Source organism: Streptomyces sp. NPDC020489, assembly GCF_044386545.1.
Lineage (GTDB): Bacteria > Actinomycetota > Actinomycetes > Streptomycetales > Streptomycetaceae > Streptomyces.
In genome coordinates, this window is the sequence record NZ_JBIRUZ010000022.1 from 39,048 (window position 1) to 62,316 (window position 23,269).

20 protein-coding genes are annotated in these 23,269 nt (G+C 72.5%); 9 read left to right on the forward strand and 11 right to left on the reverse strand.

What is annotated here, in order from left to right:
* The first annotated feature begins 1 nt into the window (after nt 1).
* Nucleotides 2-1,867 carry a hypothetical protein gene (locus ACH41F_RS39100; protein ID WP_398839645.1) on the forward strand — a complete coding sequence of 622 codons (1,866 nt, stop codon included), beginning with the start codon at nt 2-4 and terminating at the stop codon, nt 1,865-1,867.
* 19 nt (nt 1,868-1,886) lie between these two features.
* On the opposite strand, the gene ACH41F_RS39105 is transcribed toward ACH41F_RS39100, so the two are convergent.
* Nucleotides 1,887-3,386 (reverse strand): aminotransferase class I/II-fold pyridoxal phosphate-dependent enzyme, encoded by a 1,500-nt coding sequence (locus tag ACH41F_RS39105; RefSeq protein ID WP_391241019.1) that lies wholly within the window; start codon nt 3,384-3,386, stop codon nt 1,887-1,889.
* A 98-nt stretch (nt 3,387-3,484) separates the two neighbouring features.
* Here ACH41F_RS39105 and ACH41F_RS39110 point away from each other — a divergent pair, with 98 nt between their 5' ends.
* The 4 genes from ACH41F_RS39110 (at nt 3,485) to ACH41F_RS39125 (ending at nt 6,950) form a co-directional block, all read left to right on the forward strand.
* Nucleotides 3,485-4,138 carry a YitT family protein gene (locus ACH41F_RS39110; protein ID WP_398839646.1) on the forward strand — a complete coding sequence of 218 codons (654 nt, stop codon included), beginning with the start codon at nt 3,485-3,487 and terminating at the stop codon, nt 4,136-4,138.
* Nucleotides 4,135-4,902 (forward strand): glycerophosphodiester phosphodiesterase family protein, encoded by a 768-nt coding sequence (locus ACH41F_RS39115; protein ID WP_391241014.1) that lies wholly within the window; start codon nt 4,135-4,137, stop codon nt 4,900-4,902. The genes ACH41F_RS39110 and ACH41F_RS39115 overlap by 4 nt, the downstream gene beginning before the upstream one ends.
* A gap of 85 nt (nt 4,903-4,987) precedes the next feature.
* Nucleotides 4,988-6,319, forward strand: coding sequence for an MFS transporter (locus tag ACH41F_RS39120; RefSeq protein WP_398839666.1), 1,332 nt, complete (start codon nt 4,988-4,990; stop codon nt 6,317-6,319).
* 256 nt (nt 6,320-6,575) lie between these two features.
* Nucleotides 6,576-6,950 carry an RNA polymerase-binding protein RbpA gene (locus tag ACH41F_RS39125; RefSeq protein ID WP_003977404.1) on the forward strand — a complete coding sequence of 125 codons (375 nt, stop codon included), beginning with the start codon at nt 6,576-6,578 and terminating at the stop codon, nt 6,948-6,950.
* Between the two features lie 106 nt (nt 6,951-7,056).
* Here ACH41F_RS39125 and fxsA read toward each other — a convergent pair whose 3' ends face one another.
* The 4 genes from fxsA to ACH41F_RS39145 form a co-directional block, all read right to left on the reverse strand.
* Nucleotides 7,057-7,608 carry an FxsA family membrane protein gene (gene fxsA, locus ACH41F_RS39130; protein WP_398839647.1) on the reverse strand — a complete coding sequence of 184 codons (552 nt, stop codon included), beginning with the start codon at nt 7,606-7,608 and terminating at the stop codon, nt 7,057-7,059.
* A gap of 83 nt (nt 7,609-7,691) precedes the next feature.
* A complete protein-coding gene (locus tag ACH41F_RS39135) occupies nt 7,692-8,489 on the reverse strand; it encodes a glycosyltransferase (protein WP_391241005.1) in 798 nt (265 codons plus the stop codon).
* A gap of 535 nt (nt 8,490-9,024) precedes the next feature.
* Nucleotides 9,025-10,623, reverse strand: coding sequence for an amidohydrolase (locus tag ACH41F_RS39140; protein ID WP_398839648.1), 1,599 nt, complete (start codon nt 10,621-10,623; stop codon nt 9,025-9,027).
* Nucleotides 10,624-10,743: 120 nt separating this feature from the next.
* Entirely contained in the window at nt 10,744-11,184 is a 441-nt protein-coding gene (locus ACH41F_RS39145) for an Lrp/AsnC family transcriptional regulator (RefSeq protein ID WP_039932055.1), read from the reverse strand.
* A gap of 268 nt (nt 11,185-11,452) precedes the next feature.
* Between ACH41F_RS39145 and ACH41F_RS39150 the strand changes: the two genes are divergently transcribed.
* Nucleotides 11,453-11,887 (forward strand): hypothetical protein, encoded by a 435-nt coding sequence (locus tag ACH41F_RS39150; protein ID WP_391240999.1) that lies wholly within the window; start codon nt 11,453-11,455, stop codon nt 11,885-11,887.
* Nucleotides 11,888-12,383: 496 nt separating this feature from the next.
* Here ACH41F_RS39150 and ACH41F_RS39155 read toward each other — a convergent pair whose 3' ends face one another.
* Complete coding sequence (locus tag ACH41F_RS39155) at nt 12,384-13,556, reverse strand: acyl-CoA dehydrogenase family protein (protein ID WP_391240996.1); 1,173 nt, start codon at nt 13,554-13,556, stop codon at nt 12,384-12,386.
* Between the two features lie 335 nt (nt 13,557-13,891).
* Here ACH41F_RS39155 and ACH41F_RS39160 point away from each other — a divergent pair, with 335 nt between their 5' ends.
* Nucleotides 13,892-15,130, forward strand: a complete 1,239-nt coding sequence (locus ACH41F_RS39160; RefSeq protein ID WP_391240993.1) for a glycosyl hydrolase family 18 protein — start codon at nt 13,892-13,894, stop codon at nt 15,128-15,130.
* 55 nt (nt 15,131-15,185) lie between these two features.
* Here ACH41F_RS39160 and ACH41F_RS39165 read toward each other — a convergent pair whose 3' ends face one another.
* The 3 genes from ACH41F_RS39165 to ACH41F_RS39175 form a co-directional block, all read right to left on the reverse strand.
* Nucleotides 15,186-15,848 (reverse strand): TetR family transcriptional regulator, encoded by a 663-nt coding sequence (locus ACH41F_RS39165; RefSeq protein WP_391240990.1) that lies wholly within the window; start codon nt 15,846-15,848, stop codon nt 15,186-15,188.
* A 62-nt stretch (nt 15,849-15,910) separates the two neighbouring features.
* The gene (locus tag ACH41F_RS39170; protein ID WP_391240988.1) at nt 15,911-16,051 is read right to left on the reverse strand and encodes an SCO1431 family membrane protein; all 141 of its coding nucleotides are present in this window, start codon (nt 16,049-16,051) and stop codon (nt 15,911-15,913) included.
* A gap of 98 nt (nt 16,052-16,149) precedes the next feature.
* Entirely contained in the window at nt 16,150-17,520 is a 1,371-nt protein-coding gene (locus ACH41F_RS39175) for a C39 family peptidase (RefSeq protein WP_391240985.1), read from the reverse strand.
* 221 nt (nt 17,521-17,741) lie between these two features.
* On the opposite strand from ACH41F_RS39175, the gene ACH41F_RS39180 reads away from it, so the two are divergent.
* Both ACH41F_RS39180 and ACH41F_RS39185 read left to right on the forward strand, forming a co-directional pair.
* Complete coding sequence (locus ACH41F_RS39180) at nt 17,742-18,362, forward strand: uridine kinase (RefSeq protein ID WP_391240982.1); 621 nt, start codon at nt 17,742-17,744, stop codon at nt 18,360-18,362.
* 433 nt (nt 18,363-18,795) lie between these two features.
* A complete protein-coding gene (locus tag ACH41F_RS39185) occupies nt 18,796-20,658 on the forward strand; it encodes an AAA family ATPase (protein WP_391240979.1) in 1,863 nt (620 codons plus the stop codon).
* A 104-nt stretch (nt 20,659-20,762) separates the two neighbouring features.
* On the opposite strand, the gene ACH41F_RS39190 is transcribed toward ACH41F_RS39185, so the two are convergent.
* Complete coding sequence (locus ACH41F_RS39190) at nt 20,763-21,833, reverse strand: CNNM domain-containing protein (RefSeq protein ID WP_391240976.1); 1,071 nt, start codon at nt 21,831-21,833, stop codon at nt 20,763-20,765.
* The gene (locus ACH41F_RS39195) at nt 21,830-23,155 is read right to left on the reverse strand and encodes a CNNM domain-containing protein (RefSeq protein ID WP_391240973.1); all 1,326 of its coding nucleotides are present in this window, start codon (nt 23,153-23,155) and stop codon (nt 21,830-21,832) included. Before ACH41F_RS39195 ends, ACH41F_RS39190 begins: the two co-directional genes overlap by 4 nt.
* Nucleotides 23,156-23,269: the final 114 nt, after the last annotated feature.

Genomic DNA, 23,269 nt, shown 5'->3' on the forward strand with positions numbered 1-23,269 from the left:
AGTGGCCCGGCGCCCCCTCCCCCGCATCCTGAGCACAGGCAGCGCGCAGATCGCCCGGAGCCGGGAGCTGGCCCGGACGGCGGCCGACAGCGCCACCGACGTCCTCCATCCGCTGATCACGATCACCCGCGGTCTGCGCCGGCTGGCCTCGGCCGGCCGGCGCAGGTGGGCCGACACCCCCAAGGACAAGCGCGGACCGCTGCTGTTCCTGGTGGCGTCGGTGGTCCTGGTCGTGGCCCTGGTGCCGTACGGCCCGCTGCTCGCTGTCATCACCCTGATGGCGGCGGCGGCCTGGCAGGGCCGGGACCGCACCCCACCGGCCCCCGAGGGCCCCGACGAGTCGCAGACCGAGCGCCTGCGCACGCTCTACGAGGCCCTGGTCCCCTACTTCTCGACGGCCGAGGACCCGGCTCCCCTCTACGCCCACGGCGGCGAGTGGGAGAAGGCCTTCCCGGCCTACGAGTTCGACGAGACGAACCGCGTCACTCACCTCGTGATCCGCTACCCCGCCTACTTCACCGACGGCGAGGCCGACTCCCGCGCGCGGATCGAGCAGCTGCTGCACGCCAAGTCCGGCCGCGGCCGCGAGTACCGCTTCACCTGGGACGAGGAGGGCAACGAGCTCGCCGTCTCCGTCCTGCCGCCGCTGCCCACCGACATCGCCGCCCAGCGTTTCGTCACGTCCCCCGGCGAGACGGTGCTCGGCTTCACCGACCCCGGCGAGGTCCGGCGCACGCTCCCGCTCACCTACGGCGAGGAGCAGCGCGACGTACCCCCCGTCGTCTGGCGCACCGGCGTCCGCTCCACCGAGCCGCATCTGCTGGTCATGGGCCAGCCGGGCAGCGGCACCTCGACCCTGCTGCGCTCCGTCGCGCTCCAGGCGCTCCTCCACGGCGACGTGGTGATCGTCGAGGGCGGCGGCACCGGCGAGTACGCCTGCCTCACCGGCCGGGACGGCGTCCTGGCGGTCGAGTGCGGGCTGACCGGGGCCCTGGCGAGCCTGGAGTGGGCCGCCACCGAGACGGAACGGCGGCTGATCGCCATGAACCGCGCCCGCCAGGCGGGCCAGCAGCCCCCCGAGGACACCAGGCGCCCCCTGTGGCTCCTCGTGGACCGCCCGAGCGCGTTCACGCACCTGGCCGCCGCCGACGGCCATCGTGACCCGCAGTCCCTCCTCCAGGTCCCCCTCCGGCACGGTCGCGCGGCCAACGTGACGGTGGTCGTGGCGGACCAGTTCGACAGCGCGGACACACTGAGCGACGCCGTACGACAGCACACACGCGCGCGTGTCGTGCTCGGCCCCGCGACGGCCGGCCAGGTGGAGGCCGTCCTGGGCGCCCGGCCGCAGACCACGCCGGTCACCGAGGTCCCACCCGGACGCGGCTACGCCCGCCTGGGCGCCGGCCCGGTGCTCCGCCTCCAGGTCCCGTCCACGCCGGACCCCTACGACGACGCGACGAGCGACGCGGACCGCAAGGCGGTGCTCGCGCTGCTGCCCCCGCGGACGACCCCGGCGGACGCGGAGGCGCAGCCCGAACCGCTCCCGGCCGACGCGGTGGTGGCCGACACGGTGCCGGCCACAGTCGTCGTGGAAACCGTCCCGGCGGAGGCCGTCCCTGCCGCAACCTTCGAGAAAACCGTCCCGGCGGAAGCGGTCCCGGCCACAGCCATCGTGGAAGCCGTCCCGACCGCAGCCGCTGTGAACACCGTCCCGACCGAGGCGATCCCGGCCGCAGCCATCATCAACGCCGTCCCGACGGAGGCCGTCCCGGCCGCAGCCATCATCAACGCCGTCCCGACGGAGGCCGTCCCGGCCGCAGCCGTCGCGGCCGAAGCAGTCCCGGTGGAAGCGGTACGGGCGGAGTAGGGGCCCCGGCGCGGCGCCTCTACGCGACGAACGTACGAGGCGCCTCGCCACCCCCGGAGGCCCCGCTCTGCACCAGCTTCGCCGCCATGGCCAGCCGCGCCGCCGCCTCCTCGGCCACCGCGCCCCCCACGGTGAAAGGCAGCCGCACATACCCCTCGAAGGCCCCGTCCACCCCGAACCTCGGCCCCGACGGCACCCGCACCCCGACCCGCTCCCCCACCTCGGCGAGCCGCGACCCGGACAGCCCCCCGGCCCGCACCCACAGGGTCAACCCGCCCCGCGGCACCTCGAACTCCCAGCTCGGCAGCTCCCGCCGCACCGCCGCGACCAGGGCGTCCCGGTTCTCCCTGGCCTGCGCCCGCCGCACGTCCACGGCCTGCTCCCAGCCCCCCGTGCTGAACAGCCAGTTCACGGCCAGCTGCTCCACCACCGGGGTGCCCAGGTCGGCGTAGGCGCGCGCGGCGACCAGGCTGCGGATGACGTCCGGTGCCGCCCGCACCCAGCCGATGCGCATCCCCGCCCAGAAGGCCTTGCTCGCCGAGCCCACGGTGATCACGGTGGAGCCCGCGGGGTCGAACCCGCACACCGGCCGCGGCATCTCGACCCCCTCGTCCAGCCACAGCTCGCTCATCGTCTCGTCGGCGACCAGCACGGTGCCCGCCGAGCGCGCCGCGTCCACCAGCCGGCGACGCTGGTCGTCGTCGGCGAGCGCGCCGGTCGGGTTGTGGAAGTCGGCGACGATGTAGGCGATCCGGGGCGCCGCGTCCCGCAGCACCTGGCGCCAGCGGTCCATGTCCCAGCCGCTCAGCCCCTCGGCCATGGCGACGGGCACCAGCCGGGCGCCCGCCTCACGCATCAGCTGGAGGATGTTGGCGTAGGACGGCGACTCCACCGCGATGCGCTCGCCACGGCCGCCGAAGAGATGGCAGATCGCGTCGATGGCGCCCATCGCGCCGGTGGTCACCATGATCTGCTCGGGCATGGTCGGGATCCCGCGCGCGGTGTACCGCTCGGCGATCATCGCGCGCAGCGCGGGCAGCCCGGCCGGATAGTCGCCGTGGGTGTGGGCGTACGGCGGGAGGTCCTCCAGCGCGCCCTGGACGGCGCGGGTCAGCCAGGGCTCGGGGGCGGGCAGCGCGGCGCAGCCGAGGTCGATCATCGAGCCGAGCGCCTCGGGGGGCAGCGGCTCCAGACCGCGCGCGGGCAGGGGGTTGCCGGCCGGGACGGCGGTCCAGCTTCCGGCCCCGCGCCGTGACTCCAGGAAGCCCTCGGCGCGCAGCGCCTCGTAGGCGGCCGCCACCGTCGTACGGCTGACGGACAGGGACAGGGCCAGTTCGCGCTCGGCGGGCAGCCGGGCCGCGACCGGGACTCGGCCCTCCAGCACCAGCAGCCGGATGCCGTCGGCGAGCGCCCGGTAGGCGGGCGGACGGCGCGTGCCGGGGCCCGCAGGACGGTCCTGCTGCGAGTTGAGCAGCCGGGCGAGCTGCGCCGCTCCCACCGCCGAGGTCCACTGCGCCATGGAAATCAGTCCACCTTCCCCGAATTGGCCATGGATGACGTCTCCACCCACGCCACAGGGTGTCATGGACCAGGCCACGACGACCACGGGGGCACCACTTGTCCGCACAGAGCCGGCTCGGACGCCGGCTGATCCAGCTGTACGTCGGTCTCGCCCTCTACGGAGCGAGTTCCGCGCTGCTCGTCGAGGCGGGCCTGGGCCTGGAGCCCTGGAACGTGCTGCACCAGGGCCTAGCCGAACTGACCGGGCTGACCATCGGCGTGGTGTCGATCGTCGTGGGCGCCGCGGTGCTCCTGCTGTGGATCCCGTTGCGCCAGCGGCCGGGCCTGGGCACGGTCTCCAACGTCTTCGTGGTCGGCGTCGCCATGGACGGCACGCTCGCCGCGCTGCCCGAGGCGCACACCCTGGCCGTGCGGATCCCGCTCCTCCTCGCGGGCGTCGTGCTCAACGGCGCCGCCACCGGTCTCTACATCGCCGCCCGCTTCGGACCGGGCCCACGGGACGGCCTGATGACCGGCCTGCACCGGCGCACCGGCCGCTCCGTCCGGCTGACGCGGACCGCCGTCGAGATCGCGGTCGTCGCCACCGGCTTCGCCCTGGGCGGCACGATCGGCGTCGGCACGCTGCTGTACGCGGTGTCCATCGGCCCGTTCGCCCAGCTGTTCCTGCGGGTGTTCGACGTCCCGGCGGCATCGGAGGGCAGCACGGTCGTTGCCACCGGGCCACCCCGGGGAGCGATACTGCGTCCGTGACCACCCGGATACGCCACCCCTACCTCGACCATCCCGGCCCGATCCCCTTCGCCCACCGGGGCGGGGCGGCGGACGGTCTGGAGAACACCCAGCTCCAGTTCCGGCGGGCGGTCGAGACCGGCTACCGCTACCTGGAGACCGACGTCCACGCCACGGCGGACGGCGAACTCGTCGCCTTCCACGACGCGACCCTGGACCGGGTGACGGACGGGGCGGGCCGGATCGAGGAGCTGCCCTGGTCGGAGGTGCGGCACGCGCGCGTGGCGGGCAGAGAGCCGGTGCCGCTCTTCCGCGAGCTCCTGGAGACGTTCCCGGAGGCCCGCTGGAACGTCGACCTGAAGGCCGAGTCGGCGCTCCACCCGCTCCTGGAGCTGGTCGAGCGCACCGGCGCGTGGGACCGGGTCTGCGTGGGGTCCTTCTCCGAGGCCCGGGTGGTGCGTGCCCAGCGGCTCGCCGGCCCGCGCCTGGCGACCTCCTACGGCACCCGTGGCGTCCTCAACCTGCGCCTGCGTTCCTGGGGCGTGCCGGCCGCGCTGCGCCGCTCCGCGGTCGCCGCCCAGGTGCCCGAGGCCCAGAACGGCATCCAGGTGGTCGACCGCCGGTTCGTCCGCGCCGCCCATGCGCGCGGGCTCCAGGTGCACGTGTGGACCATCAACGATCCCGAGGCCATGCACCGGCTCCTGGACCTGGGGGTCGATGGCATCATGACCGATCACATCGACACGTTGCGCAAGGTCATGGAGGACCGGGGCGTCTGGGTCTGACGGCCCCCGCACCCCCGGCACCGCGGGACCGAGGCGCGGGACCACCGAGGGGGCCGGGTTGGGCACCGACGCCAGCACCGACGCCATGCCTGCCGCAGGCGCCGACGAGGCCGCCGAGCGGCGCCGCGAACAGCGCGGCTGGTACGTCTACGACTGGGCGTGCTCGGTCTACTCGACCAGCGTGCTCACCGTGTTCCTCGGCCCCTATCTGACCTCGGTCGCCGAGAAGGCGGCCGACGCGGACGGCTTCGTCCATCCGCTCGGGATACCGGTGCGCGCCGGGTCCTTCTTCGCGTACTCGGTGTCCCTCTCGGTGATCGTGGCCGTGCTCGTCATGCCCGTGGCGGGCGCGGCGGCCGACCGCACCGGCCGGAAGAAGCCGCTGCTGGCGGCGGCCGCCTACACCGGGGCCGCCGCGACGGCGGCCATGTTCCTCCTCGACGGCGAGCGCTATCTGCTCGGCGGCGTCCTGCTGATCGTGGCGAACGCGGCGAACGCGGTCGGGACCATGCTCTACAACTCCTACCTGCCCCAGATCGCCGGGCCCGAGGAACGCGACGCGGTCTCCTCCCGGGGCTGGGCCTTCGGGTACGCGGCGGGCTCGCTGGTCCTGGTCGTGAACCTGGTCCTCTACACCGCCCGCGACTCCTTCGGCCTCTCCGAGGGCATGGCGGTCCGCGTCTGCCTCGCCTCGGCGGGACTGTGGTGGGGCGCCTTCACCCTCGTCCCGCTGCGCCGGCTGCGCGACCGCCGCATGGCGGTGAAGGAGGCGAGCACGCCCGGCTTCCGGCAGTTGGCGGCGACGATCCGGAGCATGCGCCGCCAACCGCTGACCCTCGCGTTCCTGCTGGCGTACCTCGTCTACAACGACGGCATCCAGACCGTGATCTCCCAGGCCTCCGTCTACGGCTCCGAGGAACTCGGCCTCGGCCAGTCCACGCTCATCGGCGCCGTCCTGCTGGTCCAGGTGCTGGCGGTGGCGGGCGCGCTGGGCATGGGCCGGCTGGCCCGGGTGTACGGCGCGAAGCGCACGATCCTCGGCTCGCTGGTGGCCTGGACGCTCACCCTGGCGGCCGGCTACTTCCTGCCGGCCGGGGCGCCGGTGTGGTTCTTCGTGCTGGCCGCCGGGATCGGCCTGGTCCTCGGCGGCAGCCAGGCCCTGTCCCGCTCGCTGTTCTCCCATCTCGTCCCGCCCGGCAAGGAGGCGGAGTACTTCTCGGCGTACGAGATGAGCGACCGCGGCATGAGCTGGCTGGGCCCGCTTCTGTTCGGCCTCACGTTCCAGCTGACCGGAAGTTATCGGGACGCGATCCTCTCCCTGGTGGCCTTCTTCGTCCTGGGGTTCGCCCTGCTCGCGCGGGTTCCGGTGCGCCAGGCGATCCACGACGCGGGCAATCCCGTTCCCGAGAAGATTTAGCGTTCGGCGCGAAAGGGCGGTAGTGTACGCGTTTGGCCTGCCAGGCGTACCGTTACTGCGCGTCAAAGATAGCGAAACGCTGGGTGACATCTGCTAGCAGATGTGACAAACCGGGCGCTGGTGGGTACAACAAGGGGCGGCTACGACGGCGACGCATTGCCCGGAACCGGGAATCTTTACCGCCGACCGGACGTTGACCGGATGACGACGACAGCGACACCTGTCCTGTGGGCGACAAGCCCGGGAGGCACGATTCATGAGTGAGCGAGCTCTTCGCGGCACGCGCCTCGTGGTGACCAGCTACGAGACGGACCGCGGCATCGACCTGGCCCCGCGCCAGGCCGTGGAGTACGCATGCGAGAAGGGGCACCGGTTCGAAATGCCCTTCTCGGTCGAGGCGGAGATCCCGCCGGAGTGGGAGTGCAAGGTCTGCGGGGCCCAGGCACTCCTCGTGGACGGCGACGGCCCTGAAGAGAAGAAGGCCAAGCCCGCGCGTACACATTGGGACATGCTGATGGAACGGCGCACCCGAGAGGAACTCGAAGAGGTCCTCGAGGAGCGTCTGGCTGTTCTGCGTTCGGGGGCGATGAACATCGCGGTTCACCCCCGGGACAGCCGCAAGTCCGCGTAGTCCCGCCACGGTTCGGGCGGAACACAACGCAAGCACGAGACCGCGGGCGCCGTACTTCACGTACGGCGCCCGCGGTCTCGTGTGTCCGCACCCGTCCGGGTGGTCCTCAGCCCGTCAGCGGAGGCCGCCGGTCCTCAGGTGTACCGGCCGGCTCGTCCCTGAGGACCTCGCCCTGGACGACCTTGCCGTCGGGGCGACGCAGCCGGGCCTGCTGGAAGGCGCCGCCCAGGGAGCCGCCGGCCTCGCGGAGCCTGCGTTCGAAGGTGCGCTCGGCCCGGCGGGAGACGGCCTTCTGGACCGGAGGGATCAGCAGGACCAGGCCCACCGCATCCGAGATCAGGCCGGGGAGCATGAGGAGGAGGCCGCTCAGCATCATCAGGCCGTTGCCACCGCCACCGGACGGCGCGGTGCCGCGCTGGAAGGCCTCGTTCAGGTTCCGGAAGGCCCGCCGTCCCGCCCGCTTGATGACCACCGCGCCGAGCACCAGGCCGGCGAGCAGCAGCAACAGCACCACGAATCCGCTCGCGGCGCCGGCCACCAGGGTCAGCAGCCAGATCTCCAGCACCAGCCACGCCGCGATCCCCAGCGGCAGGACGGTGCGCAACCGGGAGCGCGGGGGCCGGGCGGGATGCGTCGAGGTCGGAGCGCCAGTCGTCATGCGTCCAGTGTGCCTGGGCAGGGCTCAGCACGGGATAAGGGGACGATCAGCCCCGGCTGTGCGACCAGGGCGTACGGGCGCCGTCAGGCCTTCTTGTCGCGGCTGCCGAGCACCTTGCCGACCCGCTCCCCCACACCCCACGTGGTGACCCGCCACAGCGCCTCCACGAGGATGTCGCGGCTCATCTTGGAGTCGCCGTGCTCGCGCTCGACGAAGGTGATGGGGACCTCGACGACGTGGTAGCCGGACTTGATCGCGCGGCGGGCGAGGTCGACCTGGAAGCAGTAGCCCTGGGAGGCGACCTCGTCGAGACCGAGGCCCTCCAGCGTCTCGCGGCGGAAGGCGCGGTAGCCGCCGGTGACGTCCCGGATCGGCACGTCCAGCAGCACCCGCGAGTAGAGGCTGCCGCCGCGGGAGATGAACTCGCGGGACCTGGGCCAGTTCACGACCCGGCCGCCGGGCACCCAGCGGGAGCCGAGGACCAGGTCGGCGCCCTTGAGGGCGGTCAGCAGGCGGGGCAGCTCCTCGGGCTGGTGGGAGCCGTCGGCGTCCATCTCGACCAGGACGCCGTAGCCGTGCTCCAGGCCCCAGGCGAAGCCCGCGAGGTAGGCGGCGCCGAGGCCCTCCTTGCCCTTGCGGTGCAGGACCTGGACGTGGTCGTCGGTGGCGGCGAGTTCGTCGGCGAGCTTGCCGGTGCCGTCGGGGCTGTTGTCGTCGGCGACAAGGACGTGCGCCTCGGGAACGGCCTCGCGGACCCGGCCGACGATGGACTTGATGTTCTCCGCCTCGTTGTAGGTCGGGATGATCACCAAGGCCGTGCCGAGCGGGCCGAACTGCCTCCCCTGACCCTGTGCCGCAAGGGCCCCGTCGCCGTCGTTCACTGCTGCCCCTTCACGTTCGTCCGCAGACGTCCACCATAGTGGGCGCGGCCTGGGCCGACGCGACAAGACGTTCGTATGGTGGTGTCGTTTTCGCAAGATCGGGGTGCGGGCGCGCCTCTCGCGGCCGTGCGTGCTGCGGATGGGGGCCCGGCGCCCTTCGGGCCGACCTGGGGCCCGCTGGCTGCGGGTCGACCGAAAGCCGTTGTCTACTGAGCGTCCGGGCCCCACCCGGGTCACACCTCCCCGACCAGCCGGAACGTTCCCTCGCTGCGGCGCGGGCGCTGAGCCTGGCTGCAAGTGGCGGTGCCCGGTGCGGCACACCGTCCCTGACCCAGCGGCGCGGCGACGAGTCGGCGGACCTTCCCCGGTCGGGCGTCCGGTGGTGGACTGGGCCGAACCTACCGGCCCCCTGCCGTCGGCTGTCAACAGCCGCTTGAGCTGCGGGTCTGCGCACAACGCCCTGGTCAGCCCGGAGGATGCGCAGGTCGCGAGACAGGGCGACGGCGGCCGGTCGTCACCGCGCCACCCCGGGAGATCACTCGCTCGGCCGCACGTACACGGTCCGGCCGCCCACCACCGTGCGCAGGCAGACCGGCAGGTCGGCGCCCGGGGAGAGGTCGGGGAGCCCGGGGGTGCCGGAGCGGGGGTCGGTGGACCAGCGGGCGACCCGGTCGTCGGGCGCCTGGACGACCAGTTCGTCCGTGCGCCACACCGCGTAGTCGGCGGGCGCGCCCGGCACCAGCACGCCCGCGTCGTCCCGTCCGATCGCCCGCCAGCCGCCGCGTGTGTGGGCGGTGAACGCGGCGCGGACCGAGACTCGGTGCTCCGGCGTGCGATGGAAGGCGGCGGCGCGGACCGTGCCCCACGGGTCGAGCGGGGTGACGGGGCTGTCGGAGCCGAAGGCGAGCGGTACCCCGGCCCTCAGGAGGGCCGCGAAGGGGTTCAGGGCGCGGGCCCGCTCGGCACCCAGGCGTCGCGCGTACATGCCGTCCTCGCCGCCCCACAGGGCGTCGAAGGCGGGCTGCACGGAGGCCGTGAGGCCGAGGTCGGCGAAGGCGGCGATGGTCTGCGGGGCGAGCATCTCGGCGTGCTCGACGCGGTGCCGGGCGGCGCGCACCCGGTGCAGTCCGACCTTCTCGGCGGCGGTGCGGACGCCCTCGACGACGGCGGTCACGGCGGCGTCGCCGATCGCGTGGAAGCCCGCCTGGATCCCGGCCTCGGTGCAGGCCACGACATGTGCGGCGACGGCGTCGGCGTCCAGGTACGCGGTGCCGGTGTGCTCGGCGTCGGTGTACGGCTGGTGCAGACAGGCGGTGTGGGAGCCGAGGGCGCCGTCGACGAAGAGGTCCCCGGCCGCGCCGACCGCGCCCAGTTCGCGCGCCTTCGTCACGTCCTGCTCGGCCCAGTAGCCGACGACCCGGGGCCCGGCGCCCTCGGCGGCGAGCCGGAGCAGGCCGGTGAAGTCGTCCTCGGAGGAGATCTCCGGTCCGGCGCACTCGTGGACCGATCCGATGCCGAGGGAGGCCGCGTGGGCGAGGGCCGCGCGCTGGGCCTCGACGCGCTGGGCGGGGGTGACGGCGGCGAGGGCGGTGGCGCGCACGGCGTGGTGGGCGTCGGCGGTCAGAGGGCCGTCCACGCGCCCCAGGGACGTCATGTCGAGCAGGGCCGTGGTCACGACCGCCGAGTGGACGTCGATGCGGGACAGGTACAGCGGCCGGCCACCGGTGGCCTCGTCGAGCTCGGCGCGCGTCGGCGGGCGGCCACCGGGCCAGCGGGCGGCGTCCCAGCCGTGCCCGAGGAGCACGCGGTCGTCCGGGCGGGCGGCGGCGAACTCCCGTACGAGCGCGAGGGCCGCCTCCAGGGAGGGGGCGCGGGACAGGTCGAGGCCGGTGAGAGCGAGTCCCGTGGCGGTGGTGTGCACGTGCGCGTCGGTGAACGCCGGGGTGACCAGAGCGCCGTCCAGGTCGACGACCTCGTCGACGCCGTCCGCGAAGGCGTCGGCGGCGCCCTCCGACCCGACCCAGGCGACCTGCCCGCGCTCCACGACCATCGCGGTGGCGAACGGGTCGGCGGGACTGTGGACCTCGCCACGGCGGAGAAGGACGGTCTGGGGTACGGCAGTGGACTCACTCATGGGGAACAGTCTCGCGCCTCACGGCGACGGCTCCCGACTCGGGGCAGTCGTGACGCACTCAGGGCGCGGGGAACCGCGTGACCGGCCAGGAACGACCCGCGCGTGCCGGCGAAACCCGGTTCAGATCCGCGGTGGGCGGGCCTCGTACGGGGTCGACAGCACCACCGTCGTCCGAGTCGACACCCCCGCCAGCGACCGCACGCGTGCCAGCAGCTCCTCCAGCTCGTGCGGGGTCGCCACCCGTACCTTGAGGATGTAGTTCTCGTCGCCCGCGACACTGTGGCAGGCCTCGATCTCGGGCACCCCGGCCAGCCGCTCGGCGATGTCGTCGGGCGCGCTGGGGTCGAACGGTTTCACCGAGATGAACGCGGTCATGGGCAGCCCGACGGCCTCGGGGTCGACGACGGCGGCGTACCCCCGGATCACGCCACGCTGCTCCAGCCGGCGCACCCGCTGGTGCACGGCCGACGTGGACAGGCCGGTGGCCTTGCCGAGGTCTGTGTAGCTCATCCGCCCGTCCTTGACGAGCAGCTGCACGATCTGACGGTCCAGCTCCTCCATGGCGCAAGAACCTACAGTGCGCCTGATCTCCTCGGATACAGGAGCGGCGCAGGTCATACCCGGTTCGTGATGTGGCCGGGAGCGGCCGGTGAGCCGACCGGGGGACAAACGGGCCGCCTCGGGCACCTGCGAGTGGCATGTGACGAACGCCACAGCTCCCGGACGGTCTCCGTGATGGTCTCGTGATTACCTCCGAGACGGGGCGGGAAGTGCTTGCTGTGGTCGAGGCCGCAGTGCCTTCACGGCCCAGCCCGAGGGGGAGAACCCAATGCAGAGTCTTAAGCGCCCTGGTCGTACCGCACCCAAGCGACTCCAGGCGGTCGCCGAGCCCGAGCCGGAGGGCGTCGAACCCGACGCCCTCGAGGACGAACTCGACGCGTACGACACCTTCGAGATGTTCCGGGTCGTGTGCCCGGACTGCGCCCAGCCCATCGCGCTGCTGGCGGACGAGGAGTTCCTGCCGGAGCACGCGCTGTGCGCCTCGCCCTGGAACCCGTTCGGGCTCACGGTCTGCGCCGGCACCGGCCGCCGCGCCGCCGAGGCGCGTCCCGCGGACGAGGACCTGGAGCCCCAGGAGCAGGACACCGCCCTGCTGTTGACGCTCCCTCAGGGGCTCGACTGGCGGACCCAGCCCTTCTCCCACGTCGGTGGGCCGGGCTCGCGCCCGATCAGGGTCCCCGTCATGCGGCGTCACGCCGCCTGAGCGCACCCCAAGGGTCATCGCTCGATTCCCGTAGCTGCCCTGCGCCATGGCTCGCGGCTGCCGTGGTGCAGGTCCAGCGCGTCCGGGTGCGCGGCGCGACGGTCTCACCGATCGTCAGGGACCCCATGGCGAGCGGCATTCGGCCCTCCCCCCGGCGCATCTCCCCGGGAGATCACCCGGCTGACTGAACGTCAGGCAGCCGTCGAGGGGCCGGACTCGGTGCCGGGCGACGTCGGTGAACTCACGGTCGATTCCGTCGGCGGGTGACCTGTCCGACCGTCATCGCGTTGCCCTGGTGTGACCCCCACATATTCGGCGACCGGGCGTCAGCGCCACATCTTCGTGCCTCCGCCCGCGGGATCGGTTCCGCCTCCCGTGGACCCGCCCATCTACCGAGATCTGCTGCGCATGTGGGCCGACCGCGGCCGGACCCTGCCGGGGCGCCACGACCCGGAGTGGGTGCGGCTCGCGGCGCCGCAGGTGAGGCCGGGTCAGTTCAGCGCTGCTCCGGACCTGCCAGGTGGCGGGCGATGACCATCCGCTGGATCTGGTTGGTGCCCTCCACGATCTGGAGGACCTTGGCCTCGCGCATGTAGCGCTCGACGGGGAAGTCCGCGGTGTAGCCGTACCCGCCGAGGACCTGGACGGCGTCGGTGGTCACCTTCATCGCCGTGTCGGTGCAGTGCAGCTTGGCCATCGCGGCCTGCTTGGCGAACGGCCGGCCCGCGTCCCGCAGCCGTGCCGCCGACAGGTACAGCGCCCGGCCCGCCTCGATCTGGGTCGCCATGTCGGCCAGCATGAACCGCAGCCCCTGGAAGTCGACGATGGCCTTGCCGAACTGCCGCCGCTCGGTCGCGTACGCCAGCGCCGCGTCCAGAGCCGCCTGGGCCACGCCGATCGCGCAGGCCGCGATGCCCAGCCGTCCGGAGTCCAGCGCGGACAGGGCGATCGCGAAGCCCTGCCCCTCCTCGCCCAGGCGCCGGTCGTCGCCGACCCGGACGCCGTCGAGGTGGACCTGGGCGGTGGGCGAGCCCTTCATGCCCATCTTCTTCTCCGGCGGCGCCCCGCTCAGGCCCGCCGCGTCCCCGGGCACCAGGAACGCGGTGATCCCGCGCGGGCCCTCCTCGCCGGTCCGGGCCATGACCGTGTAGAAGTCGGCGACGCCGCCGTGGGTGATCCACGCCTTGGTGCCGGTGATCACCCAGCTGTCGCCGTCCCGCACCGCCCTGGTCCGCAGGGAGGCGGCGTCCGAGCCGGACGAGGGCTCGGAGAGGCAGTACGCGCCCAGCAGTCCGCCGCCGAGCATGGCGGGGAGGTGCTCGGCCTGCTGCTCCTTGCTGCCGTAGGCGGCCAGGGCGTAGGAGGCGAGGGTGTGCACGCTGACGCCGAGGCCGACGGTGAGGCGGGCCGCGGCGAGCTCCTCCAGGACCTGGAGGTAGACCTCGTAGGGCTGGTCGCCGCCGCCGTACGCGGAGTCGTAAGGCAGTCCGAGCAGGCCGGAGCGGGAGAGCAGGGTGAAGATCTCGCGCGGGAAGTGCCCGGCGTCCTCCTCCTCGGCCGCCCGCGGGGCGATCTCGCGCTGCGCGATGTCGCGGACGAGGGAGATCAGCTCCCGTGCCTCGTCCGTGGGCAGTTGCCGGTCCACCTGCTGCGGGGCGCGGTCGGGCATGGCGACGCTCTCCTCCCTGTGTCGGGCACGTCGGCGTGCGCCTTTGGTTGGGGGCGGCTCCGCCGGGTCTTGCTGCGGCTGGGCCGATGGTCGCACTTTCGGGTCGCGGAAGCTGTTGACCAGCGGCTCTGGGCTGTGAGTATGCCCGATCGGCGGCACCGCGTCACCAGTTAACGACCGCTTACTTCAAGAAACCGAGCGGGGGTCCCGCGGGACTCGAGATTGGTACGCACCATTGACGCACTGGTCTAGTCCTCCTACTGTGACGGACCACCGCTTTACCGCGTTCATGCCAATCGGCGCACGCTCCCCTCTCCCCCACGAGGAGACACCCGATGCACGAATCCCCTCGCCCCCGCACCCGCTTCCGGGCGCTCGTCTCCGCCGCGTGCTGCGCGGTCCTCGGCGCCGGACTGCTGGCCGGCGCGGGCACCGCGACCGCCGAACCCGCGGCGAGGCCCGCGGTGAAGGCCGGCTCCAAGGTCGTCGGCTACTTCACCGAATGGGGCACCTACGACCGCAAGTACCACGTCAAGAACATCGAGACCTCCGGCTCCGCCGCGAAGCTCACGCACATCAACTACGCCTTCGGCAACGTCACCGGCGGCAAGTGCGCGATGGGCGACTCCTACGCGGCGACCGAGCGCACCTACACCGCGGCCGAGTCCGTGGACGGGGTCGCCGACACCTGGGACCAGCCCCTGCGCGGCAACTTCAACCAACTGCGCGAGCTGAAGAGGAAGCACCCGGGCCTGAAGGTCATCTGGTCCTTCGGCGGCTGGACCTGGTCGAGCGGCTTCGGCGAGGCGGCGAAGAACCCGGCCGCGTTCGCCCGGTCCTGCTACGACCTGGTCGAGAACTCCCGGTGGGCCGATGTCTTCGACGGCATCGACATCGACTGGGAGTACCCCAACGCCTGCGGCAACACCTGTGACACCAGCGGCCGGGCGGCCTTCAAGAACCTGATGGCGGCACTGCGGGCCACCTTCGGCTCCGGCAACCTGGTCACCGCGGCGATCACGGCCGACGCCACCCCGGGCGGCAAGATCGACGCGGCGGACTACGCGGGCGCGGCGCAGTACGTGAACTGGTACAACCCGATGACGTACGACTACTTCGGCGCCTGGGCCGCGACCGGCCCGACGGCCCCGCACTCGGCGCTGCACTCCTACGCCGGCATCCCGCAGGCGGGCAACCACACCTCGGCGACCATCGCCAAGCTCAAGGGCCTCGGCATCCCCGCCTCGAAGCTGCTGCTCGGCCTCGGCTTCTACGGCCGCGGCTGGACCGGGGTGACCCAGGCGGCACCCGGCGGCACCGCGACCGGCCCGGCGGCGGGGACGTACGAGGCGGGCTTCGAGGACTACAAGGTGCTCAAGGCCAAGTGCCCGGCGACCGGCACGGTGGGCGGGACGGCGTACGCCAAGTGCGGGAACGACTGGTGGAGTTACGACACCCCGGCGACCATCGCCACGAAGATGGCCTACAAGAACCAGCAGGGGCTGGGCGGCACCTTCTTCTGGGAGCTGAGCGGGGACACCTCGGGCGGCGAGCTGATCAAGGCGATCAACTGACCGTGCCGGTGCGGCACATGGGGCGGAGGCGCCGGAGCCTTCGCCCCTCGGCGCGTCAGGCGTCGCGGCGGGCCGGGCTCGGGGCCGGGTAGGCGGGGTCCAGTTCCTCGATGGCGCGCATGGAGGCGCCGAGGGTCTTCACCAGCAGTTCGCGCATGGTGTCGCGGGTGAGCTGGGCCGGGCCGTCGATCCAGTCGAGGGTGGCGCCCTCGACGCTGCACACCCAGGCGAACAGGCCCATCCGGGCCAGCGCCGAGATGTCGGTCCGGCCGTACGCCCCCTCGGCGATGGTCGCGACGATGGCCTCGCGCACGCCGTCCCGGATGGCGTGCACCTCGGCGTCGAAGCCGACCCCGCCGCTCACGACGGTCCGGTACGCGGCCTGGTTGTGCTCGGCGTAGCGCAGATAGCCGTCGATCGTGCGCTGGACCCGGTCCACCTGGGCCAGCTGGATGCCGCTCGCCGCGAAGGCGACCAGGTCCGCGACGGAGTCCTGGATGATGGCCAGGTAGTAGCCGCGCTTGGACTGGAAGTAGTAGTAGATCAGCCCTTTGGCGACGTGCGCCTGGCGGGCGATGTCGTCCATCGAGAGCGCGTCGTAGGACGTGTCGGCGAACAACCGGCGCCCGATCGCGATGAGTTCGGCGCGGCGCGCCACCGAACGCTCGGTGCCGCGCGCCTTGGGGCGGGCGGCCTCGCGCTGTTGGCTGATACTCAATTTCGACCCTGGTCTCAACGGGGCGGGACACCCGCAGTATGTCAGGTCAATCCCGGGTCAGGTCACAGTAGTCCGAGCTGGGTCATAAGCATCGCGACCACCACGACCAGGGTCCAGCCCATGACGTGCTCGAGGGCCTTCGGGCCGTCTTCCTGGGGGCCGCCGGTGCGGACGCGGGGGGCGGCGGCTGAGTTCGCAGTCATGTGTCCACTTTGCCACCGAGCAGGGCTTTTGCGGCAGAGATGTCGGTCACAGCGCACAGGCCCCGGTTTCTCCGGGGCCTGTGCGCTCGGGGTGTGGCTCAGCGCACACCCACCGCCGCGAGCGCCTTGCACTGCCGTGCGGTCGGCCGCGCGGGGAAGTACAGGTAGCAGACGCCGCCGGTGCCGGAGACGACCTTGCCGCCGGCGTTGTACCGCTTGGTGCGCAGCCAGATGTTCTCCCATTCGCGCCGCTTGTAGACCCGTCGCACCGCCTCGTTGCTCGGCGAGGCCGGGTCGTTGGCGATCACGTCGCCGTCGGCGGTGAAGCCGATCACGGTCATCAGATGCCCGGAGGTGCCGTAACCCGCCCCGGTCAGCTCCTCCTTGAGGAAGGACTGGGACGTTATGGCCGGGATGCCGGCCGCGATCAGCGTCTCCAGGTCGGTCAGCGAGCCGAGCCGGGTGACCACGCCCTGGAGGCCCTCGAACGTGGCCGCGTAGGCCGCGTTGAACGGCCAGTTGCCGCAGCCCGCGTACTGGTAGTCGAAGGTGTACCGGGCCGCGTGGCACACCTGGGGGTCGGCGTAGGCCGGATCGACCCAGGCCAGCTGCGCCGGGGTGAGCCGGCCGCCCCAGTACTCGATGATCATCTGCGAGGAGGTGGGGCTGCACCACGCCTCGCCGCCGTTGTCGTACTCCGGGTACTGGCCGGCGTGGATCTCCTGCGAGTACCGCGGGACGATCAGTTCCTGGGCGAGCCCCGGCGTGGAGGCCGGGACGGTGAAGCGGTCCGGGACGTCCGAGCCCATCGCGCCGAGCCGCCACACGGTCGGGGTCCTCTTGGTGCCGGGCTTGCGGTAGAGGGTCAGGCGCAGCCGGTACGAGGTGAGGCGCAGACCCGTCGCCGGGTCGTCGATGGCGAAGGTGTCCGTCCAGATGCTGCTCTTGTCGTCCGTCTGGTCGTCGACCGAGGTCCGCCGGATGTCCTGGTCACCGGCCGCCCAGCGGCCCATCACGTACCAGGGGGTGTCCGTGCCGTCGGAGTAGGTGCCCTTCAGCTCGACCTGGAGCCAGGTGCCGTCCGGGGTGTGCGCGTTCCAGGACGCGATCGCCTCGGTGGCCGGGACGGCGAGCCGGTGGACCGGGGAGGTCCAGGTCGCGTACTCCCAGGCGGCCGTCTTCCCGGTGTGCGGGTCGGTGTAGTCGACACGGCCCGCCGCGGCGCCGATCACCACGCCCGGCCGGGCACCGGCGACGGCACGGGTGCCGTTCGCGCGGCCGCCGCGCCAGTCGGCGTACGTCGTCCAGAAGCGGTTGTCGACGAGGCCGGACCGGTCGGCCCGGCGGACGGTGGCCCCGGTGCCGGTCACGCCGCCGGCTGCGGCCGCCGGCCCTGCGCTGCCGGCCACCGCGGCGGCGACCGCGGCGGCCAGGACGGTTCTGCGGGACGGCTGTTCGGCTCTGCTCATGGGCGGAATGACCCCCAAGTTGGTCCGGTTCTGGGCAGGTCCACTGCACGGTTGTGCGCCAACTATGACCGCAGCCGCCCGCGCCTGCCAGCACTTCGGGCCATGCCACGCCCACGAATATTGGCCTCGACCACTGGCATGACCTGCGGCGGCACCCTCCGGGGCCACGGTTAGAGTGCACAAGCCCCCTGTCGGACTCGCGAAAACTCCAGGAACCGGCCATGCGCTCCCTCGCCGACCACCTCCACGGCCTCGCGCCGTCCTGCGGCCCGGCCCGTCTGATCGGCGTCGACGGTCACGCCGGTTCCGGAAAGTCCACGTTCGCCGGGGAGTTGGCCGCAGCGCTGGGGGGCGCGCCGGTGCTGCACCTGGACGACATCGCGAGCCACGACGAACTGTTCGCCTGGACCGGTCGGCTGCTGACCCAGGTGATCGAGCCCTTCACCCGTGGCGAGCGCGCGCGCTACTCCCCCTACGACTGGCGCACCCGCCGCTTCGGGCCGCCCCGCACCCTGCCCGCGGCGCCTGTGGTCCTCCTCGAGGGGGTCGGCGCGGGCCGCCGTGCGCTGCGCCCGCATCTGGCGCGGCTGCTGTGGATGGAGTTGCCCCGAGAGGAGTCCTGGGCGCGCGGCCGGTCACGGGACGGGGAGGAGCAGCGGGAGTTCTGGGCCGGGTGGGTCCGGGCCGAGACCGCTCACTTCGCCGAGGACCCTTCTCGCCCGTACGCCGATCTTCTGGTGCGGCAGGGAGAGAAGGGGTACGAGGTGCTCCCGGGTCCTGCTGGGACGGTTGGATCGGACCAGCCCCTCACGCTGGGTGACGGACCATCCGCAATGTGCTGAACTTGTGAAGACCCTTGCGGTCGAACTTCCCGGAGTGCTTCAACTCGGCTTGACCGAGGGGCCGTACAGGACTTACGTTCTCAATGCGCGGCCTTCAGCAGCCGCCCGCAGTCGCGAAGCCCCCGGTTGTTCCCCCGTGATCGGGGGCTTCGTTCTGCCCTCACCCCCTTTTCCGGGCGCTCCGGGCCGTGATTCGCTCACCCTCGGTCACCATCACGGATGCGCCCCGTCTGCTCCCACCTCGCCAAACGGCCTGTGCGGCACCCTTCGGCGGGCCGTACCCCCGCGGGTACGATGCCCTCGGTGCGACCTTAAGGACGGCAGCTCCGCGCACCGTTGCAACTCCGGTCCGCAGCAAGGCGGTTCGATCAAGGCGGTCGGCGGGCGACGGCTCGGTGACCAACCAACGGGGGCACGGTTTGTGGGGGACGTGATGGACTTCGGCACGCAGGGCTCGCAGGCCCCGGCCGACCTCGCCTGGCTGCGAGGTGTGGACGCCTACACGATGGGCGCCTATCCGCAGGCGGAGGAGGAGTTCCGCGCCGCGGTGCGGATGGATCCGGGGATGGCGGACGGCTGGCTCGGCCTGCACGCGCTGCGCGTCGACACGACGACCGCGCTGCTGCGGATGTTCCGCCACCGGGAACGCTTCGGCGAACAGCGCGCCCGGCACCGCCGCACCCTCAACTCCTGGTACTGGCTGGGCTGGTGGGTGCAGCCCGTGCTGGAAAGCCCCCGCGACCTGCTGCTCGCGCACGCCTCGCACTGGCTGGACGGACGCCATGTCCCGGAGCTGGACCGGGCCCTCGCGGGCCTGCCGCCCGTGGACACCGACCCCCAGGTGCGCTTCCTGCACGCCTGCCGCGCCTATCTGGTCAAGGACTGGGACCAGCTCGTCCGGCACACCGACCCGTTGATCGACGACCCCCTGCTGGGCATCGAGGCCGGCCTGTTCGGCGGCATGGCCCGGGTGCGGCTGGAGATGTACGGCCAGGCCGAACCGCTGCTGTCGGCGGCCCTGATGCGCTGCCGCAGCGAACAGCCCCAGCGCAAGGAGCTGCGCTACTGGCTGGCCCGGGCGCACGAGGGCACGGGCCGCTCGGCGGCCGCCCTCCCCCTGTACCGCGCGGTCCACCGGGTCGACCCGGCCTTCATGGACACCGCCGCCCGGCTCGCGGCGATCTCCGAGGGCGACGGGTACGACGAGGCCGCCGACCTCGCCTCGATCGCGCTCTCCGGCGTGCAGGACGTCCTGGAAGGACCGGACGGCCTCGATCCGCTCTTCGGCGGCGCCGACGGCCGTGACCTGAAGTTCTCCGAGCCGGACCTGCCCGCGGCCGGTCCGCTGCCGTCGGTGTCCGACCCGTCGGTGCGCGAGAAGACCCTGCCCTCGCCGACGCTGCCCGCCGGCCCCACCGACCCGGTGTTGCTCGAGGAAGCCCTCGCCGAACTCGAGCGCATGGTGGGTCTGGAGCCGGTGAAACGCCAGGTCAAGGCGTTGTCGGCCCAGTTGAACATGGCACGGCTGCGGGCCGGTCAGGGTCTGCCGGTCCAGCCGCCGAAGCGGCACTTCGTCTTCTCCGGCCCCTCGGGCACCGGCAAGACCACGGTCGCCCGCATCCTGGGCCGGGTCTTCTACGCCCTGGGGCTGCTCGGCGGCGACCATCTCGTGGAGGCCCAGCGCGCCGATCTCGTGGGCGAGTACCTCGGGCAGACGGCGGTGAAGGCCAACGAGCTCATCGACTCCGCGATCGGCGGGGTCCTCTTCGTCGACGAGGCCTACTCGCTGTCCAACTCCGGTTACGGCAAGGGCGACGCGTACGGCGACGAGGCCTTGCAGGTGCTGCTGAAGCGGGCGGAGGACAACCGGGACCACCTGGTCGTCATCCTGGCCGGCTATCCCGAGGGCATGGACCGGCTTCTGGCCGCCAACCCCGGACTGTCCTCCCGCTTCACGACCCGGGTGGACTTCCCCTCGTACCGGCCGCTCGAACTCACCTCCATCGGCGAGGTGCTGGCCGCGGAGAACGGTGACGTGTGGGACGAGGAGGCCCTCGACGAGCTGCGGTCCATCGCCGGGCACGTGGTGGACCAGGGGTGGATCGACGAGCTGGGCAACGGGCGGTTCCTGCGCACGCTGTACGAGAAGAGCTGCGCGTACCGGGATCTGCGGCTGTCGACGTACCCGGGGATGCTGACGCGGGACGACTTGTCGACACTACGGCTGCCGGATCTCATGCAGGCGTACGGGGAAGTGCTGTCAGGGCGGGGTCCCCAGGATCCGTCGGCGATGTGAGCTCCGCCCAAGAGCACGGTGACTTCTGGCGTCGCGCGACTGCGGGCCCGTCGTGGCTTGTCGCGCAGTCCCCCGCGCCCCTGGGTGGGTGCGGGGAACCCGCGTCAGCTCGCCACCGCTTCCTTCTGCTCGGCCATCCTCGGCTGCGGCGCCGTGTCCCGGTGCGCCGGGTCCGTCACCTCGCCCACCAGGAGTTCCAGTACGTCCTCCAGCGCCGCCAGGCCCAGGACCTTGCCCGACGCGTCCGTCACCTGGGCCAGGTGCGTCGCCGCTCGCCGCATGACCGTCAGGGCGTCGTCCAGGGGCAGTTCGGACCGCAGGGTCGTCATCTTGCGCCAGAGGTGCTGGGGCACCGCCCGCTCCGATTCCTCCAGGTCCAGGACGTCCTTCACATGCAGGTAGCCCATGAAGGCGCCGTTGTCGGCCACGACCGGGAAGCGGGAGTAGCCGGTGCGGGCCGTGAGCTCCACGACCTGGCCGGGGGTGACCGAGGGCCCCACCGTCACCAGTGACTCACGCTTCAGCAGCACGTCCGTGACCGGGCGGGAGCCCAGCTCCAGCGCGTCCTCCAGGCGTTCCTGCTCCTCGGGGTCGAGCAGGCCCGCCTGTCCGGCGTCCTCCACGAGCCGGTTGAGCTGCTCGCTGGTGAACACCGCCTCGACCTCGTCCTTGGGCTCGACCCGGAAGAGGCGCAGGATGCCCTGGGCGCAGGCGCCGAGGGCGAGGGTGATCGGCCGGCAGAAGCGGGCGAAGACGACCAGGCCCGGGCTCAGCCACAGCGCGGCCTTCTCCGGGGCGGCCATCGCCAGGTTCTTCGGGACCATCTCACCGATGACGAGGTGGAAGAAGACCACCGCTGCCAGCGCGATCACATAGCCCAGCGGGTGGATCATGCCGTGCGGCAGGTGGATCCACTCGAAGACCGGCTCGAGCAGCGCGGCGACGGTGGGCTCGGCGACCGCGCCCAGCGTCAACGAGCAGACGGTGATGCCGAACTGGGCCGCGGCCATCATCTGCGGCAGCCGCTCCAGACCGTAGAGCACCTGGCGGGCCCGGGCGGTGCCGAGCGGCTCGATCTGGCTGCGGCGGACGGAGACCAGCGCGAACTCGGCGCCGACGAAGAAGCCGTTGGCGAGCACGAGCAGCGCGGCGAACAGGAGTTGGAGCACGCTCATCGGGCCGCCTCCATGACGGGGGCCGTACGGACCAGGCGTACCCGCTCGGCCCGGTAGTGCCCGACCTGGCGCACCGAGAGCCGCCAGCCGGGGAGCTCGGCGCGGTCGCCCACGGCCGGGATGCGGCCCAGCAGGTCGGCGACGAGGCCGGCGACCGTCTCGTACGGTCCCTCGGGCACGTCCAGGCCTATGCGCTGGAGGATGTCGACGCGGCAGCTGCCGTCGGCGTCCCAGGCGGGCCGGCCGTCCTCCGGCGGGGCGGCGGCGAGTTCGGGCACGTCGAGACCGTCGTGCTCGTCGCGGACCTCGCCGACGATCTCCTCGACGATGTCCTCCAGGGTGACCACGCCCGCCGTGCCGCCGTACTCGTCGACGACGACCGCGATGGGCTGCTCGCTGCGCAGCCGGGCCAGGAGCGGCTGGACCGGGAGGGTCTCCGGGACCAGCAGCGCGGGGCGGGCGATCCGGCCGGCCGGGGTGCGCAGCCGGTCGTGGGCCGGGACGGCGAGGGCGTCCTTGAGATGGACCATGCCGACGATCTCGTCGATCTTCTCGCGGTAGACCGGGAAACGGGACAGGCCGGTGGCGCGGGTCAGGTTGACCACGTCCTCGGCGGTGGCGGACGCCTGGAGCGAGCTGACCTTCACGCGCGGGGTCATCACGTGCTGCGCGGTCAGCTCGGCGAGGGACAGGGTCCGCACGAACAGGTCGGCGGTGTCCTGTTCCAGGGTGCCGGCCCGGGCCGAGTGCCGGGCCAGGGAGACCAGCTCGCCGGGGGTGCGGGCGGAGGCCAGCTCGTCGGTGGGCTCGACACCCAGGGCGCGGACGAGGCGGTTGGCGACGGCGTTCAGCGCGGCGATGACCGGGCGGAACAGCCGGGCGAAGGCGTGCTGCGGGCCGGCGACGAAGCGGGCGACCTGGAGGGGGTTGGAGACCGCCCAGTTCTTGGGCACGAGCTCACCGATCACCATCTGCACCGCGGAGGCCAGGAGCATGCCGACGACCACGGTGACGCCGGAGACGGCGCCCTCGGGTATGCCGATCGCGGTGAAGGGGCCGTGCAGCAGCTCCGCGAGGGCCGGTTCGGCGAGCATGCCGACGACCAGGGAGGTGATGGTGATGCCGAGCTGGGTGCCGGAGAGCTGGAAGGAGAGTTCCTTGAGCGACTCCACGACCGTCGCGGCTCGTTTGTCGCCCTCGGCGGCGGCCCTCTCGGCCTCCGGACGGTCGACCGTGACGAGGCCGAACTCGGCGGCCACGAAGAAGCCGTTGGCCAGAATCAGCAGGAACGCGGCTGCCAGGAGCAGCAGGGGGATGGTCATGCCGCCGCCTCGGTGGGTCGGAAGGGGGCGGCGCAGGTACTACAGGACGATCCGTCCATCGCTGGAGGGAATCACTCCTCGGATAGCAGGGGGGCCTCTGAGGACCGGGGGGAA

Excerpts from the sequence above, each read along its gene's own strand:
- ACH41F_RS39195 (WP_391240973.1), bottom strand. The coding sequence starts at position 23,155 with ATGACCATCCCCCTGCTGCTCCTGGCAGCCGCGTTCCTGCTGATTCTG.
- ACH41F_RS39160 (WP_391240993.1), top strand. The coding sequence starts at position 13,892 with ATGCACGAATCCCCTCGCCCCCGCACCCGCTTCCGGGCGCTCGTCTCC.
- ACH41F_RS39180 (WP_391240982.1), top strand. The coding sequence starts at position 17,742 with ATGCGCTCCCTCGCCGACCACCTCCACGGCCTCGCGCCGTCCTGCGGC.
- ACH41F_RS39120 (WP_398839666.1), top strand. The coding sequence starts at position 4,988 with ATGCCTGCCGCAGGCGCCGACGAGGCCGCCGAGCGGCGCCGCGAACAG.
- ACH41F_RS39140 (WP_398839648.1), bottom strand. The coding sequence starts at position 10,623 with ATGAGTGAGTCCACTGCCGTACCCCAGACCGTCCTTCTCCGCCGTGGC.
- ACH41F_RS39190 (WP_391240976.1), bottom strand. The coding sequence starts at position 21,833 with ATGAGCGTGCTCCAACTCCTGTTCGCCGCGCTGCTCGTGCTCGCCAAC.
- ACH41F_RS39150 (WP_391240999.1), top strand. The coding sequence starts at position 11,453 with ATGCAGAGTCTTAAGCGCCCTGGTCGTACCGCACCCAAGCGACTCCAG.
- ACH41F_RS39185 (WP_391240979.1), top strand. The coding sequence starts at position 18,796 with ATGGACTTCGGCACGCAGGGCTCGCAGGCCCCGGCCGACCTCGCCTGG.
- ACH41F_RS39125 (WP_003977404.1), top strand. The coding sequence starts at position 6,576 with ATGAGTGAGCGAGCTCTTCGCGGCACGCGCCTCGTGGTGACCAGCTAC.
- ACH41F_RS39170 (WP_391240988.1), bottom strand. The coding sequence starts at position 16,051 with ATGACTGCGAACTCAGCCGCCGCCCCCCGCGTCCGCACCGGCGGCCCC.
- fxsA (WP_398839647.1), bottom strand. The coding sequence starts at position 7,608 with ATGACGACTGGCGCTCCGACCTCGACGCATCCCGCCCGGCCCCCGCGC.
- ACH41F_RS39155 (WP_391240996.1), bottom strand. The coding sequence starts at position 13,556 with ATGCCCGACCGCGCCCCGCAGCAGGTGGACCGGCAACTGCCCACGGAC.
- ACH41F_RS39175 (WP_391240985.1), bottom strand. The coding sequence starts at position 17,520 with ATGAGCAGAGCCGAACAGCCGTCCCGCAGAACCGTCCTGGCCGCCGCG.
- ACH41F_RS39145 (WP_039932055.1), bottom strand. The coding sequence starts at position 11,184 with ATGGAGGAGCTGGACCGTCAGATCGTGCAGCTGCTCGTCAAGGACGGG.
- ACH41F_RS39105 (WP_391241019.1), bottom strand. The coding sequence starts at position 3,386 with ATGGCGCAGTGGACCTCGGCGGTGGGAGCGGCGCAGCTCGCCCGGCTG.